This is a genomic window from Stenotrophomonas sp. Steno-Z1, from assembly GCF_056393175.1.
Genome location: NZ_JBWJPB010000001.1, coordinates 124,018 through 139,723, shown reverse-complemented (window position 1 = coordinate 139,723; position 15,706 = coordinate 124,018). Strand labels below are relative to the sequence as shown.

Annotated in this window: 11 protein-coding genes and 1 pseudogene; 2 read left to right on the top strand and 10 right to left on the bottom strand. The window is 68.8% G+C overall.

What is annotated here, in order from left to right; translation table 11 throughout:
- Positions 1-58: 58 nt before the first annotated feature.
- Positions 59-508 (bottom strand): hypothetical protein, encoded by a 450-nt coding sequence (locus tag AC06FD_RS00600; protein ID WP_478077353.1) that lies wholly within the window; start codon positions 506-508, stop codon positions 59-61.
- A 248-nt stretch (positions 509-756) separates the two neighbouring features.
- Positions 757-1,740 carry a LysR family transcriptional regulator gene (locus AC06FD_RS00595; RefSeq protein WP_478076736.1) on the bottom strand — a complete coding sequence of 328 codons (984 nt, stop codon included), beginning with the start codon at positions 1,738-1,740 and terminating at the stop codon, positions 757-759.
- 249 nt (positions 1,741-1,989) lie between these two features.
- Between AC06FD_RS00595 and cysK the strand changes: the two genes are divergently transcribed.
- Both cysK and AC06FD_RS00585 read left to right on the top strand, forming a co-directional pair.
- Positions 1,990-2,949 (top strand): cysteine synthase A, encoded by a 960-nt coding sequence (cysK, locus tag AC06FD_RS00590; protein ID WP_259206461.1) that lies wholly within the window; start codon positions 1,990-1,992, stop codon positions 2,947-2,949.
- Positions 2,950-3,194: 245 nt separating this feature from the next.
- A pseudogene (locus AC06FD_RS00585) lies at positions 3,195-3,716 on the top strand (O-acetyl-ADP-ribose deacetylase); the annotation flags it as partial.
- 190 nt (positions 3,717-3,906) lie between these two features.
- On the opposite strand, the gene AC06FD_RS00580 reads toward AC06FD_RS00585, so the two are convergent.
- The 8 genes from AC06FD_RS00580 to gap form a co-directional block, all read right to left on the bottom strand.
- Positions 3,907-5,235 carry a M1 family metallopeptidase gene (locus AC06FD_RS00580; RefSeq protein WP_478076735.1) on the bottom strand — a complete coding sequence of 443 codons (1,329 nt, stop codon included), beginning with the start codon at positions 5,233-5,235 and terminating at the stop codon, positions 3,907-3,909.
- 219 nt (positions 5,236-5,454) lie between these two features.
- Positions 5,455-6,459 carry a class I fructose-bisphosphate aldolase gene (locus tag AC06FD_RS00575; protein ID WP_259206465.1) on the bottom strand — a complete coding sequence of 335 codons (1,005 nt, stop codon included), beginning with the start codon at positions 6,457-6,459 and terminating at the stop codon, positions 5,455-5,457.
- Positions 6,460-6,625: 166 nt separating this feature from the next.
- Entirely contained in the window at positions 6,626-8,092 is a 1,467-nt protein-coding gene (pyk, locus tag AC06FD_RS00570) for a pyruvate kinase (protein WP_259206466.1), read from the bottom strand.
- 213 nt (positions 8,093-8,305) lie between these two features.
- Positions 8,306-8,974 (bottom strand): HAD hydrolase-like protein, encoded by a 669-nt coding sequence (locus AC06FD_RS00565; RefSeq protein ID WP_394161256.1) that lies wholly within the window; start codon positions 8,972-8,974, stop codon positions 8,306-8,308.
- Positions 8,974-10,149 (bottom strand): phosphoglycerate kinase, encoded by a 1,176-nt coding sequence (locus tag AC06FD_RS00560; RefSeq protein ID WP_478076734.1) that lies wholly within the window; start codon positions 10,147-10,149, stop codon positions 8,974-8,976. Before AC06FD_RS00560 ends, AC06FD_RS00565 begins: the two co-directional genes overlap by 1 nt.
- Positions 10,150-10,381: 232 nt before the next feature.
- Complete coding sequence (locus AC06FD_RS00555) at positions 10,382-11,740, bottom strand: DUF3999 domain-containing protein (RefSeq protein ID WP_478077352.1); 1,359 nt, start codon at positions 11,738-11,740, stop codon at positions 10,382-10,384.
- A 5-nt stretch (positions 11,741-11,745) separates the two neighbouring features.
- A complete protein-coding gene (locus AC06FD_RS00550) occupies positions 11,746-14,412 on the bottom strand; it encodes a DUF2339 domain-containing protein (RefSeq protein WP_478076733.1) in 2,667 nt (888 codons plus the stop codon).
- Between the two features lie 186 nt (positions 14,413-14,598).
- Positions 14,599-15,603, bottom strand: coding sequence for a type I glyceraldehyde-3-phosphate dehydrogenase (gap, locus tag AC06FD_RS00545; RefSeq protein ID WP_478076732.1), 1,005 nt, complete (start codon positions 15,601-15,603; stop codon positions 14,599-14,601).
- Positions 15,604-15,706 lie beyond the last annotated feature (103 nt).

Below are 15,706 nucleotides of genomic sequence, written 5' to 3'. Positions count from 1 at the left end.
AAAAGCACGCAGGCGCGCGCCGCCATCACGGCGACACGGGCAGGAAGGGCGGTGGTTTTCAGGAGCGCGCGGGCGGGCCGCGCGCGGCGTGGGCGGGCCAGCGCAGGCTGCGTGGCGTGGGCACCGCGCGCCGCACGCGCGGTGCGATGACCGGCATCGCCGGCAACAGCAGGATCAGCACCGCCAGCCACGGCATCAGCCGCGAGGCCATCATGCAGTACTCGCAGGCGTCGCCATGCCCGGCGTGCTCGCTCATCGGCGGCGACGGTGCCGCTTGCTCGTGAGCGCCCTGCATCGCGTGCACCGGCATCGGCTGCGTCGGCATGTGATGGTGCTGCGCGCCGTCGTGCTGCGTGCCGTCATGCTGCATGTCCTGATGCGCCATGACGTGCCCGGCGTGGACATCCAACGGCACCGGCATCGCGTGGGTCATCCCGGTTGGCATGCGCATCACCGGCGCGTCGGCGTGCGCCTGCTGCCAGCGGCTGACCAGCGGCGCCAGCACCATCAGCAGCGTCGCCACGAAGGCAAGCTGAAGAAAGACGGCATACGGGCGACGGCGGACGTTCACCCCCTCATGGTAGCGCCCGACCCTAGGCCGGGCAGCCCGGCGCCCTGCGACCAACCGTCGCAGCGGCGCGTTCGAAGCGCCCACCGAACCCCTCACCCCCTCTGGAGAAAAGCCCCCTTCTGCTGAAGGGCGGCGCGCCAACGGCGCGGGGGAGAGGAAGCATGCGCGGCCATCACCGTCGCTTCTCAGACGGTGATGGTCTGCGTCAGCGATTCCCAGGTCGGTGGCAGCGGCCAGTTGGCCTCCTGGTTGCCGTCGATCACCCGGCGCAGGTCGCGCGTGTCGATCTGCGGGGCCAGCACGTGCACCAGTTCCAGCGCGTAATCGCGCAGCACGCGGTCGCGCGGCAGCACCGCCCAGGCGATGCATTCATCGATCGGGGCCGGCGCCGGCCAGGCACGCAGGTCCTCGTCGCTGGCGTTGACCGCCATTTCCGCCAGCAGGCCGACGCCCAGCCCGGTCCGCACGTAGGTCTTGATCAGGTCGGCATCCAGCGCGGTCAGCGCGATGTCCGGGGTCAGGCCGGCACTGGCGAAGGCCCGCTGCAGCGACGAGCTGCCGCGGGTGGAGGATTCGTAGCTGATCAGCGGCTGGGTGGCCAGCGCCTGCAGGTCCGGCGCCGGGCCCGGGCGATCCAGTGCATGGCCACGCGGGACCAGCACCAGCCGGCGCCAGCGGTACAGCGGAATGGCCAGGCCCGCGGTCGGTTCGGCGCCCGCCGTGGAGATGATCGCGATATCCGCATCGCCCTGGCTGAGCAGGTCCAGCGCATCGCTTTCGGCGGCCTGCTGCAGGTGCACGCTGACCTGCGGATAGGCCTGCTTGATCTTCGCCACGGCCGGCGGCAGCACGAAGCGCGCCTGGGTGTGGGTGGTGGTGAGGATCAACTGGCCCTGGCTCTCGCGGCGCTGGTTGGCCGCGTAGGTGCGGATGTTGTTGGCTTCGGAGAGCACCGCGCGGGCACGGCCGATCACTTCCACCCCGGCCGGCGTCACCGCTTCGAGGCTGCGCCCCTTGCGCACGAACAACAGGAAACCCAGCTCATCCTCCAGCTGCTTGAGCTGCTTGGACAGGCCAGGCTGGGTGGCATGCACGCGCGAGGCCGCCAGCGTGATGTTGAGCTCGGCGTCGGCGATGGCCACCAGATAACGGAGTTGGGTCAGCGTCATGGGCGTGCGGCACGGCAGGCGAAGGAAGGGCAATCCGACTGTAGGGCAATTGCCGTCACCAGCTTATAACCAAATGTTGTTTATGAAGGGTATCAGGTCATTTCCCGGGGGCATATGCCGGGGCTACGGTCTGCCGGAGCACCCGGGGCCGGCGCCCGCCGTCCCGGAGACCGCGCGGCGCTGCCGCCGCCGGCCTGCCCTCCCCCCTGCCGCGCCGGCCGCGGTGAACGGTCTTCTTCGGAGCATCCCATGGCCCTCTACAACTCGATCCTGGACACCATCGGCAACACCCCGGTGGTCCGCCTGAACCGCATCGCCCCCGACCACGTCAGCCTCTACGCCAAGGTCGAGTCGTTCAACCCCGGCGGCTCGGTCAAGGACCGCCTGGCGCTGGCGATCATCCTCGACGCCGAGGCGCGCGGCGTGCTCAAGCCCGGCGACACCATCGTGGAGGCCACCTCGGGCAACACCGGGGTGGCGCTGGCCATGGTGGCCGCCGCCCGCGGCTACAAGTTCGTGGCCACGATGGTGGAGACCTTCTCCATCGAACGCCGCAAGCTGATGCGCGCCTACGGCGCGAAGGTGATCCTGACCCCGGCCGCCGAGCGCGGCTCGGGCATGGTGCGCCGCGCGAAGGAACTGGCCGACGAGCATGGCTGGTTCCTCGCCAGCCAGTTCGCCAACCCGGCCAACCCGGCCTACCACCGCAACACCACCGCGCCGGAGATCCTGCGCGACTTCGCCGGCAAGCGGCTGGATTACTTCGTCACCGGTTGGGGCACCGGCGGCACCCTGACCGGCGTCGGCGAGGTGCTCAAGGTGGCCCGGCCGGAGACCCGGATCGTCGCCACCGAGCCGGCCGGCGCGGCCCTGCTCAAGGGCGAGGAATGGAAGCCGCACAAGATCCAGGGCTGGACCCCGGACTTCGTGCCGGAGGTGCTCAACCGTGGCGTCTATGATGAGCTGCTGAGCATCGACGACGCCCGCGCGATCGAGACCTCGCGGCGGCTGGCGGCCGAGGAAGGGATCTTCGTCGGCATTTCCGCGGGTGCCACGGTGGCCAGCGCATTGGACATCGCCGCCCGCGCCGAGAAAGGCAGCGTCATCCTGGCGATGTTGCCGGACACCGGCGAACGCTACTTCTCCACCCCGCTGTTCGCCGACATCAACGAAGGCTCCGACGACGACTGGCTGGCCGGTCTGCCCTGACCGCCGCGTTGTTACCAGGCACGCTCGGACGCCCACCCTCCGGTGGGCGTCTTCGTATTCAGGTGTCGCCATCGGCTTCATCTACGGTGAAGCCGGTGCCCCGCATGGTGTGAATGCAGGGCGGTGCATGCCGGGTCGCACTGCCTGAGACGACGATGACGCACTGTCTACCTGCTGCCCGGTACGGTGCAGTAACAAGGCGACATCCCGTTGCATGGACCCGGTTTCAGTCAGGAGTGGTACGCATGAAGATCGAAGTGTGGCAGGGCGACATCACGACCCTGGCGGTGGATGCGATCGTCAATGCGGCCAACGAATCCCTGCTCGGCGGGGGCGGTGTGGACGGCGCGATCCATCGTGCGGCCGGCCCGCGCCTGCTGGCCGAGTGCGAGGCGCTGCCGCAGATCCGGCTGGGCGTGCGCTGCCCTACCGGCGAAGTGCGCGCCACTGCCGGCCATGACCTGCCCGCTCGGCACGTCATCCATACCGTGGGCCCGGTCTGGCAGGACGGCCAGCGCGATGAGCCCGCGCTGCTGGCCAACTGCTACTGGAAATCCCTGCAACTGGCCGAGAAGCTGGGCCTGCATTCCATTGCCTTCCCGGCGATCAGCTGCGGGGTGTTCGGCTACCCGCTGCACCAGGCCGCGCAGATCGCCGCCACCGAGACCGTGGCTTGGCAGCGTTCGCACCGCGAACCGCGCCGGATCATCCTGGTGGCCTACAACGCGGCCACGTACAAGGCCTACCAGTCGGCGCTGGCCGCACAGGGCCAGCCGATCGAACCGCCCCCCCTCACCGTTGCTGCCCTCGCTGGATCTGGGGCTGCCGCCGGCGGCGGCGCACTGAGGAAACGGCTGGGCCGTTACTGGATGCCGATGCAGGGGCCGCGTCCCCGTGTGTGAATCCGCGCCTGGCCGCGCTCTGCCGCCCGCGGGGCTTATCGGCGCTGCAGCTCCGTTACTGAGCCACTTTTCCAGCGGTGTAGACCCATTCGTCGAAGAACGGCTGCAGTGAATGTCCTGCAGCCGCCTCCATCGCCCGCTGGAAATCGGCGGTGACCACCGAGCGCCCGTCGTTGGCCACGGTATACGCGCGCAGCCCGCGCCAGAACACTGCATCGCCGAGCTCGCCGCGCAACAGGTGCAGCACATAGGCGCCCTTGCGGTAGACCACCGCGCGGTCATCGGCCGTCGGTGCATCCCAATCGGCATACACCAGCGCGTGGTCCGCGCCCTTGGCCCGCAGCGCGTCCAGGCGCGTGCGCCAGCCGTCCACCTGCGCCTGGTACGCGGCCTCGCCCTGCGCCTGCTGCAGGTAGGCAGCGGTCATGAAGTTGGCCATGCCCTCATTGAGCCAGAAATGCTCCCAGCCGGCACAGGTGACCCGGTTGCCCCACCATTGGTGCGCGGCCTCGTGCGCCATCAACGCGATCTGGTCGGCATCGTCGAGCACGTCCTGGCCATACGCTTCGGACATCAGCGACAGGCCGGCCATCTCCTGCCCGATGGTGCTGGCCACCAGGGCCTGCTGGTAATCACCGCGATACGGCAGGCCCGCGCGCTCGGCGAAGAAATCGAGCATGTCGCCGGTGCGCGCGAATACCGTGCGCAGCTGCGCCGGCGAGCGCTCCACCGACAGGTAGCGCAGTTGCACCGGGCCATGCTGCTGCGTGGCCTGCTGGTAGCGGCCTGCCGCGAAACCGTACACATAACCGGGCATCGGTGTGTCCAGCCGCCAGCGATGCTCGATGCGTCCGTCGGCCAGCGTGCGGGTGGGCAGCGCGCGCCCGGTGCCGGCGGCCAGCAGCGCCGGCGGCAGGGTCACCGCGAGATCGAGCGTGGCACGCTCGTCGGGCGCATCCACCGACGGCATCCACTGGCTGGTGGAGAAGAGCGTGTAGACCTCCTCGCGCTCCGGGGCGAACGTCAGGCCGAATGCCGGGGCCCCGTGGTAGCGAATCTGCAGCTCGGCCGACGCACCGCGCTGCAGCGGCGTGGCCAAGGTGATGTGCAGCTGCTGGCCGGCCTGCGCAAAGGCAAGGGCACGACCGTCCTGCGTCACCGACGTGACCTCGAGTGTGCCCGCGTCGAGGGTGAGCGTGGACAGCACCTGCTCCGCCTTGAACCGGACGGTCTGCTGCCCTTGCACGCGCTTGGCCGCGATATCAGGCACCAGCGCCACGCTGTAGTGCAGTACGTCGAAACCGCGTGGCGGCGCAGCGTGCACCACGCAGCAACCCAACAGCAGCGGTAACGCCAACACCCCAACGCAGCGTCGCACGAACATGGCATCCATCCCGGCAATGTGGATCGCATCGTGCCAGACCGCGACGGGTAGAGCCACGCCGTGCGTGGCTGCTTCCTGTTGGCGATCAGGCACCGCGCAGCCGGCTTGGGACTGCACGCGGCCTCCCAGGCACCGCGCGAAGCCACCCATGGGGTGGCTCTACGCCCAAAAAAACGCCGGCGCGAGGCCGGCGTTTCTTCGTGCGCGGTCAGGCCGGTATCAGCCGTTCCACTTGCCCAGTGCCGCCTGGCCATTTTCCTTGGCACGGTCGTAGACCGTCTGCTGCGCCTTGGCGATGTTGGCCTTGGTGTCCTTGGCCCACAGCTTCAGCGCGGCCTGCTGCATGGCGCGGCCGTAGGAGAAGCTCAGCGGCCACGGCAGGTTGCCCATCTGGTTCATGGCATTCAGATGCGCAGTGGACTGCTCGTCGCTCTGGCCACCGGACAGGAACACCACGCCCGGCAGGATCGCCGGCACGGTGCTCTTGAGGCACATCACGGTCGACTCGGCCACTTCCTCGACGTCGGCCTGCTCTTCGCAGCCCTTGCCCGAGATGACCATCGAGGCCTTCAGGATGGTGCCTTCCAGCAGCACGTTCTGCTGGTACAGCGCGTCGAACAGCGAACGCAGGGTCGCTTCGGTGACTTCGTAGCAGGTCTCGATGTCGTGGTCGCCGTCCATGATCACTTCCGGCTCGACCATCGGCACCAGGCCGCATTCCTGGCACAGCGCGGCGTAGCGGGCCAGCGCGTGCGCGTTGGACTCGATGCAGGTGCCCGACGGAATGCTCTCGCCGATGTTGATCACCGCACGCCACTTGGCAAAGCGCGCACCCAGCTTGTAGTACTCCTGCAGGCGCTCGCGCAGGCCGTCCAGGCCTTCGGTCACCAGCTCACCGGGGCAGCCGGCCAGCGCGTGGGCGCCCTTGTCGACCTTGATGCCCGGGATGATGCCGTTGTCGGCCATGTACTTGGCGAACGGCACGCCATCCTTGGTCGACTGGCGGATGGTTTCGTCGTACAGGATCGCGCCGGAGACATGCTCGTTCAGCTTCGGCGTGGTCAGCAGCATTTCGCGGTAGGCGCGACGGTTCTCTTCGGTGTTTTCCAGGCCGACGCTGGCGAAGCGCTTGCCGATGGTGCCGGTGGATTCGTCGATCGCGATGATGCCCTTGCCCGGGGCGACCATGGCCTGGGCGGTTTCGGCCAGCTGTTCGATGCTCATGTATTTCCTGTGGCGGGTGCGGGAAAACGCTGATTATAGACCGCCCCTCCCGTGAACTGGCCGTCCACGGAGTCTGGAACCGCTTTCAGTTTCCCAATGCAGGACGGCGCGACGTTTCCGCCGCGCCGCCGCGTGCTGCACCGCCGGGCGTCGCCCGGCCGTTCCGTTACAGGTCGCCCAGGCCGCTGGCGCGCCCGTCTTCGCCCACTTCCAGCAGGCGCAGCGTGTTGGTGGCGCCATGGGTTTCCATGTGCTCACCGCTGGTGAACACCACGCGGTCGCCGGCCTGCAGCTGGTTGGCTTCCACCAGCAGGCGGATGCTGCCGCGGGCGGCTTCGCGCGGGGTGAAACCGCGGCTGTCGAAGTTGATCGGGAACACATCGCGCATCAGCGCCATCTGGCGGCGGGCGCCGTCATGGCGGGTCACCGCGAACACCGGCGCCGAGGCACGGAAGCGCGACAGGTAGCGCGCGGTGCCGCCGGATTCGGTCATCGCCACGATCGCGCGCACGCCCACGTGCTGGGACAGGAACATGGTCGCCATGGCGATGGCCTGGTCGGCACGTTCGAGGTTGCGCGGCGAGGCGCCGAAGTCGGTCTCGGTCTGGAACTGGCGTTCGGCACCCAGGCAGATGCGGGCCATCGCTTCGACCGCCTTGACCGGATAGGCGCCGGCGGCGGTTTCGGCCGACAGCATCACCGCATCGGTGCCGTCGATGACCGAGTTGGCCACGTCCAGCACTTCGGCACGGGTCGGGATCGGGCTTTCGACCATCGACTGCAGCATCTGCGTGGCGGTGATCACCACCTTGTTCTGGGCCAGCGAGGCCTTGATGATCTTTTTCTGCAGCCCCGGCAGTTCGGCATCGCCGATTTCCACGCCGAGGTCGCCACGGGCCACCATCACCACATCGCTGGCGTCGACGATCTCTTCCAGGTTCTCGATGGCTTCGGTGCGCTCGATCTTGGACACCAGCGCGGCGTAGCAGCCGTGCGATTCGGCGATGGCGCGCGCATCGTTCATGTCCTGCGCATTGCGGCAGAACGAGACGGCGATGAAGTCCACGCCAATCTTGGCCACGATGCCGATCAGTTCCTTGTCGCGCTCGGTCAGCGCGCCCAGCGACAGGCCACCGCCCTGCTTGTTCAGGCCCTTGCGGTCGGACAGCACGCCATCGTTGAGCACGGTGTTGATGATGCGCTCGCCCTGCACCTCGATCACCTGCAGCTGCATCAGGCCGTCGTCGAGCAGCAGCACGTCACCGGCCACCACGTCCTGCGGCAGGCCGAGGTAGCTCACCCCCACCTGGGTGGTGTCACCGGCCGGTGCGTTGGGCGAGGCCACCAGGTCGAAGCGATCGCCCGCCTTGAGGTGGATCTTGCCTTCGGCAAACCGTTCGATGCGGATCTTCGGGCCCGGCAGGTCGGCCAGGATGCCCACTTCCACGCCCACCCGCTGGGCGGCGGCGCGCACGTCGGCCGCGCGCTTGGCCTGGCCGGACGGATCACCGTGGCTGAAGTTGAGGCGAACCACGTTCACGCCGGCGCGGAAGAGATCCTCCAGCACGCCCGGCGGGTCGGTTGCCGGTCCGAGGGTGGCAAGGATCTTGGTACGGCGCTGACGCTCAATCATGGTAAATGGGCTCCCGGGAAAGGATCGAAATTAGCACACCCTTCACGTCCCATGAATACGTTTACAGCCTTGCGGTGTCTGGGTTTGTCCGATGTCCCGCAGACAGCATCGGACTGCCGCGCGGACACCGGCTGACGCGCGAATGGCGACAAGCCCCGGCACGATTGGCTTTGCGCAGGACATGCGGCGGCGTACGGGACGCCGCCGACTGCCTCAGGCGAGCACGGTCAGCAGGTCATCCGGCGTGTTGGCCAGATGCTGCGCACCGGCTTCCTGCAGCTCTTCAGCCCCGCCAAAACCCCACAACACGCCGATATTGCGCATGGCGTGATGACGCGCACCGGCGATATCCATGCGCCGGTCGCCGATCATCCAGCACTGCTGCGGGACCAGCGACAGCCGCTGCAGCGCCTCGGCCACCAGCTGCGGCTTCTCGCTGCGGCTGCCGTCGAGGGTGGCCCCGATCACGTCCTCGAAGCAGCTGCCGAACGGCAGGTGGTCGATGATGCGCCGCGCATGCGGCTCGTTCTTGGCGGTGACGATGGCCATGCGGTGGCCGCGGCCGTGCAGCGCCTGCACGACCTCGCCGATGCGCGGGTAGACCGCGTGTTCACGCCAGCCGACCACGTCGAAACGCTCGCGGTAATACGTCACCGCCTGCTCGACATCGGCCGGATCGGCGAACAGCGGCGCGAAGCTGGTGCGCAGCGACGGGCCGATCCAGCGCCGCAGCGCGTCCTGCGGCGGCACCGGCTGGCCCATCTGCGTGAGCGCATGCGCCACGCACTGGGTGATGCCGACGGCCGAATCGATCAGCGTGCCGTCGAGGTCGAAGAACAGGACGTCCCGGCCGGGATCGGCGAAACGTCCCAGCGTGCCCATCAGGCGCCCCGTGCGTCGAGCGCGGCCACGGCCGGCAGGGTCTTGCCTTCCAGGAACTCCAGGAACGCGCCGCCGCCGGTGGAGATGTAGCTGATCTGATCGGCGATGTCGTACTTGTCCACCGCGGCCAGGGTGTCGCCGCCGCCGGCAATGGAGAACGCCTGCGAGGCGGCAATCGCCTGCGCCAGTGCCTGGGTGCCGTGGCTGAAGGCCTCGAACTCGAACACACCGACCGGGCCGTTCCAGACCACGGTGCCCGCCTTGGCGATCAACCCGGCATAGTGCCGGGCGGTGTCCGGGCCGATGTCCAGGATCAGGTCATCCTCGGCGACATCGGCCAGCGCCTTCACCGTGGCCTCGGCATCGGGCAGGAACTGCTTGGCCACCACCACGTCGGTCGGCAGCGGGATCTCGGCGCCGCGCGCCTTGGCATCGGCGACGATCTTCTTCGCCGTCTCCAGCAGGTCCGGCTCGTACAGCGACTTGCCGACCGGATGCCCGGCGGCCGCAATGAAGGTGTTGGCGATGCCGCCACCGACGATCAGCTGGTCGACCTTGCCGACCAGGCTGGAGAGCAGCTCAAGCTTGGTGCTGACCTTGCTGCCGGCCACGATCGCCAGCAGCGGCGTTGCCGGGGCATGCAGGGCCTTGGCCAGTGCATCCAGCTCGGCCATCAGCAGCGGGCCGCCAGCGGCGACCGGGGCGAAGCGGATCACGCCGTGGGTGGAGGCCTGCGCGCGGTGCGCGGTACCGAAGGCATCCATCACGAACACATCGCACAGCGCGGCATACTTCTTCGCCAGCGCTTCGTCGTCCTTGCCTTCGCCGACATTCATGCGGCAGTTTTCCAGCAGCACGATCGAGCCCGGCGCGACGTCGACGCCGTCGACCCAGTCGCGCACCAGCGGCACGTCCACGCCAAGCAGGCTGGACAGGCGCAGCGCCACCGGCGCCAGCGAATCGGCCTCGCTCCACACGCCTTCCTTCGGCCGCCCCAAGTGCGACATGACCATCACCGCCGCGCCCTTCTCCAGCGCCAGCTTCAGCGTCGGCAGCGATGCAGTGATGCGCTGTTCGGAGGTGATGCTGCCATTCTCGATCGGCACGTTGAGGTCCTGGCGGATCAGCACGCGCTTGCCGGAGAGATCGAGGTCGGTCATGCGAACGATGGACATGGGCAACTCTTTGGCTGGAAAAGGAAAGGGCGCCGCGCACGGCGCAGACGCCCATTGTCCCGGCTGCGCGGGCGCATCGCAAATTTCCGGTCTTTTTTCTTCAGGATTGCGCACGCCAATACCGAAGCAACATTGAGACCGGAGCCGGAGGCCGAGCGCGCCGGACGGTACGACACCAAGGCGCTGCTCCCAAGCCGTTTCACTGCCTTTGCCGCAGGAACCGGCCGATCGGTCACCCCGCAGCACCGCCCGGCTTCTGCCGCAGCACGCTCACCGCAAAACCACCCACCACCAGCACGCCCAGCACCAGCAACCCCCACAGCAGCCAGCGCTTCCAGTCGCGCTGCGCTGCCACCGCCGCGTCGCCGGCCAGCACCTGCGCCGGCCCCTGCAACGTCGCCAGTGCCGGCTGCCACTGCGCCCCCTGCTGCTCACGCAACTGCGCGATCACCGTGCCCACCGGCGCATCGCTGCGCGCCGCGCGCACACTGCCCGCTGCCACGCTGTACGGCCCCGCGCCCTGGCTCAGGAACACCAGCGCTTCCGGCTGATAGCCCAGCTTCAACGTCGGTGCCACGCTCGGCTGCGCCTGCCCCGCCACCAGCTTCCAGTAACGATCACGACTGGGCACCGGCAACGACTGCGTCTGCGACTGACGCCGCTGCGCCGCATCCTGCACCTGATAGGCCACCCACGGACCGGCGCGCACCTGCCACGGCTGGTTGGCATCATCGCGACTCAGCAACGTCCACTGCACCACGCTGTTGTCGGCCGTGGCGATGTCCACCTGGGCAATGGGAAAGCGACCCTCCAGGCGGTACTCGAACTCACCCGGCTTGCCCGCCGTGCCCGTCAGCGACTGCCAGCGCCAGTCGACCGACTGCGCCGCCGGCACCAGCTCGGCCTGTACCGCCGACAATGCCGGCAGCGCGTCGGCGCCCATCGGCAGGATCCGGAAGTACTTTGCCTGGTGCCCGATCTCAATGCGCCGCTGCTGCAGGCGCTTCCCATCGTGCTGCAAATCCACCAGCGGCACCTCGTCGGTGATGCGCTGCCACTGCCGCAGGTCGTCGCTGGCCTCCACCCGCACCCGCGCCTGCAACGCCGTCTGCGTCTGCCAGTCCAACCGCAGCGCCTGCACGCCCACCTGCAACGCACTGGCATCGACCAGCCAACCGGCCGCCTGCGTGCTGGCCGCGCCGCTGCGCCCCAGGCGCGCTTCCACCCGGCGCACGCTGCCATCGGTATTGCGCTCGGTCAGCAGCTGCAGGTCATCGGCGGCCGCGCCCGCCAGCGCCGGCAACGGGAACCACGTCAGCGTCTGCCAGTGCGCCTCGCGTGCCAGCGGCTGGTCGGCCGCCAGCAGGGTCGTCGGCAGTGCCTGGCCCTGGGCATTGAACACCTGCACGTCGGCCAGCTGGGGCGACACCGCACTGCGGTACACCGCCTCGTCCAGCAGGACCCGGTACGCACCGGCCTGCGGCTGCGACAACTGCAATGGCCACTGTTGGCGATACGCCTGCCGCGCGTCGGCGGCCAGTGCCAGGGACGGAAGAACGGCCAGCGACAGCGCCGCGATCAGGATGCGCATTCGGTTCACGGATGTGGCTCCACGGAGGGTTCCAGTGCGCGCGGCGGCGCCGGCGCGAGGTAACCCACGACCGTGCACAGCAGGCCGTAGGCGATGAAGGAGGAAATGCCCAGCAGGTTGCCCAGGTGCTGGCGGTCGATCAGCACCAGCTTGGCCAGTACCACGCCCATCAACACCGCACCGACCAGCCACAGGATGCGCTGGCCGCGGCGCGAGCCCCATACCCAGCTGATCACGCCCAGCACGCTCCAGACCACGGTCAGGCTGGTCTGGGCCAGCGTGGAGGACCACAGCGCGTCGTTCCACGGCACCGCGCCCCAGTGGTGCACGGTATGCAGGGTGGTGCTGGTGAGCAGGATGAAGCCGGCGATCGCCAGCAACGGCACGCGCATGCTGCGCACGCCCGACGGCGCTGGCCCCACCCATAGCCAGCGCGCGGCCAGCGCCAGCACGGCCAGCTGCGCCAGTTCCATCGGGTTGAGCAGCGGCACCCACGGCAATGGGGCGGCGGCGCCACGCGCGGCCAGCAGGCACACCCAGCTCACGCCCAGCACCGCGAACAGCGTGGTGCCCAGCGCGGTGCGCAGTGGGTCGAAGCGCGCCCCCAGCGGCAGCGCCAGCCACGGCCAGCGCAGCAGCGCGGTGGCGGTGACCAGCAGCCAGGGCAGCAGCGCCAGCGCCACCGACCAGCCCTGCGCCAGCGCGAAGCGGTCGGCCAGCCACATGCAGGCCAGCGAGACCACCGTCGGCCACAGCAGCCACCAGGTGAACTGCGCCGCGAGCGCGGTGCGGTCCTGGCCGCCACGCAGGCACCACAGGCTGCGCACGCCGAGCACGGCGAACACCGCCCAGGCCAGCGCGCCATAGCCGGCGAAGGGCTGCTGGTGCGCCTCACCCTGCCACAGCACCAGCGGGAAGGCGCTGAGCAGCATGGCCAGCGTGGTCAGCACCAGCGCGCGGGCCGGCGCGCGGCGATGCCACTCGGCGGCAAGCCACGCGGTGACCGCGACCGCGATCAGCAGCGCGTCGGGACGGCTGTCGCGTGCCACGAAGCGACCGACCTCGTGGGCGATACCGCCCAGCCACCACACCAGGCCCCACAGGTAGTAGACGACGGCCGGCGAATCCTGGCGCGCCCTTCGGTAGCAGGCGGCCGAGGCGAAGCCGGCCAGTGCCAGCAGCAGCCCGCTCATGAAGGTCGGGTTGGCGATCGCGGTGGCATCGGCGTGCCAGTAGTCGGCGCCCACCACGAACCCGAAGGCCGCGCCCAGCTGCAGCAGTGCGCCGGCGATCTGCGGCAGCCAGCGCTTCTGGCGCAGGCCCAGCCACACCAGCCCGGCACCTTCCAGCGCGAACACGCTGGCGGTGGCACGCGCCGACAGCGCCAGCGGCACCGCCAGCGTGGCAAAGCCCACCGCCAATACCGCGTGCGACTGGCCGAGCGCGGCATAGCGCGCGCGGCGGATCAGCGCCCAGCCGAGCACCGCATACAACGCGGCCAGCCCCAGCGCGCACAGCGCCAGCAGCAGGCGGTCATCGTGCAGCATGCCGGCCTGCAGCGAGAACGCGATCAGGGGCGTGCCGAACACCAGGCTGCCATCGACGAGATCGCGCTTCTCCGCCGGCTGGCGCCGCGCGTACAGGATCGGAATCAGCAGGTAGAAGGCGAAGAACAACAGCAGGAACGGCTCGGTACTGCTGAACTTGTCGGCGTTGTACTGCAGCACGCCCCAGGCGGTGCCGATGCCGAAGGTGAAGGCAAACCCGAGCAGGTTGAGCACCCGCCACGGACGCCACCAGGCAATGGCCAGGATCGCGGCGTTGAGCACGGCGTAATAGGAGAACAGCGCGACATGGTTGCCACTGCCGGTGGACAGCCAGATCGGCGCCATGAAGCCGGCCAGGATGCCCAGTACCGCCAGCGTGCGCGAGTTCTGCACCACCGCCAGCACGCCCATGCCGGCGATCAGCAGCACGCTCATCGCAAACGCGGGCAGCGCCTCGATCAGGTCGTAGCGCTTGAACGCGGCGAAGATCGTCAGCAGCAGGATGCCGATCGCCCCGCCCTGCAGGGCCAGCGCGAACAGGCGCCGGCGATCGCGCTGGATCCAGCCGAACACCAGCCCCGCCAGCGCACCCGCGGCGATCGCAGCCAGGCGCAGCTCGATGGGCGCGTTCAACCAGCCCTGGTCGCTGGCGTACTTGAGCAGCGCGGCAACGCCGGCCAGCAGCACCAGCATGCCGATCTTGACCGGCACGTTGCCCTCGGTGAACCAGTGTTTGATCGCACCGATGATCCGTTCGCCGATGCCCGGGCCCTGTGGCGGTGCAGGCGGGACGGGGGCACTGGCCGCCACCGGTATGGGTGCGGACGCCGGCAACGGCGGCGGACGACGGGGCGGCGCCGGGGCCGCGGCCAATGGCGCGGCCATCACCGCCGGTTCGGGTGGCGGTTCGGCGGCCGCTGGCGGCGGCGCGCGATAGGGAGTCTCGGCCCAGCCCAGCGGCGTGCTGACCGGCACTTCGGCCGATGGCCGCGCACTGGCGGGGAACTGCTGGCTTTCCAGCGCGGACACGCGCCGGCGCAGGCCGGCGATCATCACCAACGCCACCACCAGCAACACCGGGATCAGCAGTACCACCACCGCCAGCAGGACAATCAGAGCTTCCATTCCACGCCATCCTCAAAGGGGAGCCCCGGCGGCATCCTGCCGACGCCATGCCGGTGGCACGCGGCCATGCTAATGGATCGGCGGCGGCTGCGGGGTGCCCCCCCCTGCCCGGCATGCCAGGGCCCACAAACGACGAACCCCGGCACGGGGCCGGGGTTCGCGGTGTTCAGCGCTGGCGTGCCGCGCTTACTTGCCGGCGACAACCTTGGCCATTTCCAGGCACTTGTTGGAGTAGCCCCACTCGTTGTCGTACCAGGACACCAGCTTGACGAAGGTGCTGTCCAGGGCGATGCCGGCGTCGGCATCGAACACCGAGGTGTGGGTCTCGCCACGGAAGTCGGTGGCCACGACCTTGTCTTCGGTGTAGCCCAGGATGCCCTTCAGCGCGCCTTCGCTCTGTGCCTTCACTTCGGCGCAGATCTCGGCGTAGGTGGCTTCCTTTTCCAGCTCGACGGTGAGGTCGACCACCGACACGTCCGAGGTCGGCACGCGGAAGCTCATGCCGGTGAGCTTCTTGTTCAATTCCGGGATCACCACGCCGACGGCCTTGGCTGCGCCGGTGGAGGACGGAATGATGTTCTCCAGGATGCCACGGCCGCCGCGCCAGTCCTTGTTGGACGGGCCATCGACGGTCTTCTGGGTGGCGGTGGCCGCATGCACGGTGGTCATCAGGCCGCGCTTGATGCCCCACTTGTCATTGATGACCTTGGCCAGCGGGGCCAGGCAGTTGGTGGTGCACGAGGCGTTGGAGACGATGGCCTGGCCGGCGTAGGTCTTGTCGTTCACGCCGAACACGAACATGGGGGTGTCGTCCTTGGACGGCGCCGACAGGATCACCTTCTTGGCGCCCGCGTCGATGTGCTTCTGCGCGGTGTCCTTGGTCAGGAACAGGCCGGTGGATTCGATGACGACGTCCACGCCGACCTCGTCCCACTTCAGGTTGGCCGGGTCGCGCTCCTGGGTCAGGCGGATCTTCTTGCCGTTGACCAGCAGGTCGCTGCCGGACACCTCGACGTCGGCCTTGAAGCGGCCGTGCACGGAGTCGTACTTCAGCATGTAGGCCAGGTAGTCCGGCTCCAGCAGATCGTTGATGGCGACGATTTCGATGTCATTGCCGAAATTCAGCACGGCCGAACGCAGCACGTTGCGACCGATGCGACCGAAACCGTTGATGCCAACCTTGATTGCCATGTTCACACGCTCCTGCAGCCGCGACGGTGCGGCGCCGATGGAAAGGGATACCCATTCTAGCAGGGCCGAACCGGGGCAGGCCCCCGGGCGATAAATCGGAAGC

Bases quoted from the DNA above. Each gene is read 5' to 3' on its own strand.
- AC06FD_RS00600 (WP_478077353.1), bottom strand. From the start codon at position 508: ATGGTGCTGGCGCCGCTGGTCAGCCGCTGGCAGCAGGCGCACGCCGAC.
- AC06FD_RS00595 (WP_478076736.1), bottom strand. From the start codon at position 1,740: ATGACGCTGACCCAACTCCGTTATCTGGTGGCCATCGCCGACGCCGAG.
- cysK (WP_259206461.1), top strand. From the start codon at position 1,990: ATGGCCCTCTACAACTCGATCCTGGACACCATCGGCAACACCCCGGTG.
- AC06FD_RS00580 (WP_478076735.1), bottom strand. From the start codon at position 5,235: ATGTTCGTGCGACGCTGCGTTGGGGTGTTGGCGTTACCGCTGCTGTTG.
- AC06FD_RS00575 (WP_259206465.1), bottom strand. From the start codon at position 6,459: ATGAGCATCGAACAGCTGGCCGAAACCGCCCAGGCCATGGTCGCCCCG.
- pyk (WP_259206466.1), bottom strand. From the start codon at position 8,092: ATGATTGAGCGTCAGCGCCGTACCAAGATCCTTGCCACCCTCGGACCG.
- AC06FD_RS00565 (WP_394161256.1), bottom strand. From the start codon at position 8,974: ATGGGCACGCTGGGACGTTTCGCCGATCCCGGCCGGGACGTCCTGTTC.
- AC06FD_RS00560 (WP_478076734.1), bottom strand. From the start codon at position 10,149: ATGTCCATCGTTCGCATGACCGACCTCGATCTCTCCGGCAAGCGCGTG.
- AC06FD_RS00555 (WP_478077352.1), bottom strand. From the start codon at position 11,740: ATGCGCATCCTGATCGCGGCGCTGTCGCTGGCCGTTCTTCCGTCCCTG.
- AC06FD_RS00550 (WP_478076733.1), bottom strand. From the start codon at position 14,412: ATGGAAGCTCTGATTGTCCTGCTGGCGGTGGTGGTACTGCTGATCCCG.
- gap (WP_478076732.1), bottom strand. From the start codon at position 15,603: ATGGCAATCAAGGTTGGCATCAACGGTTTCGGTCGCATCGGTCGCAAC.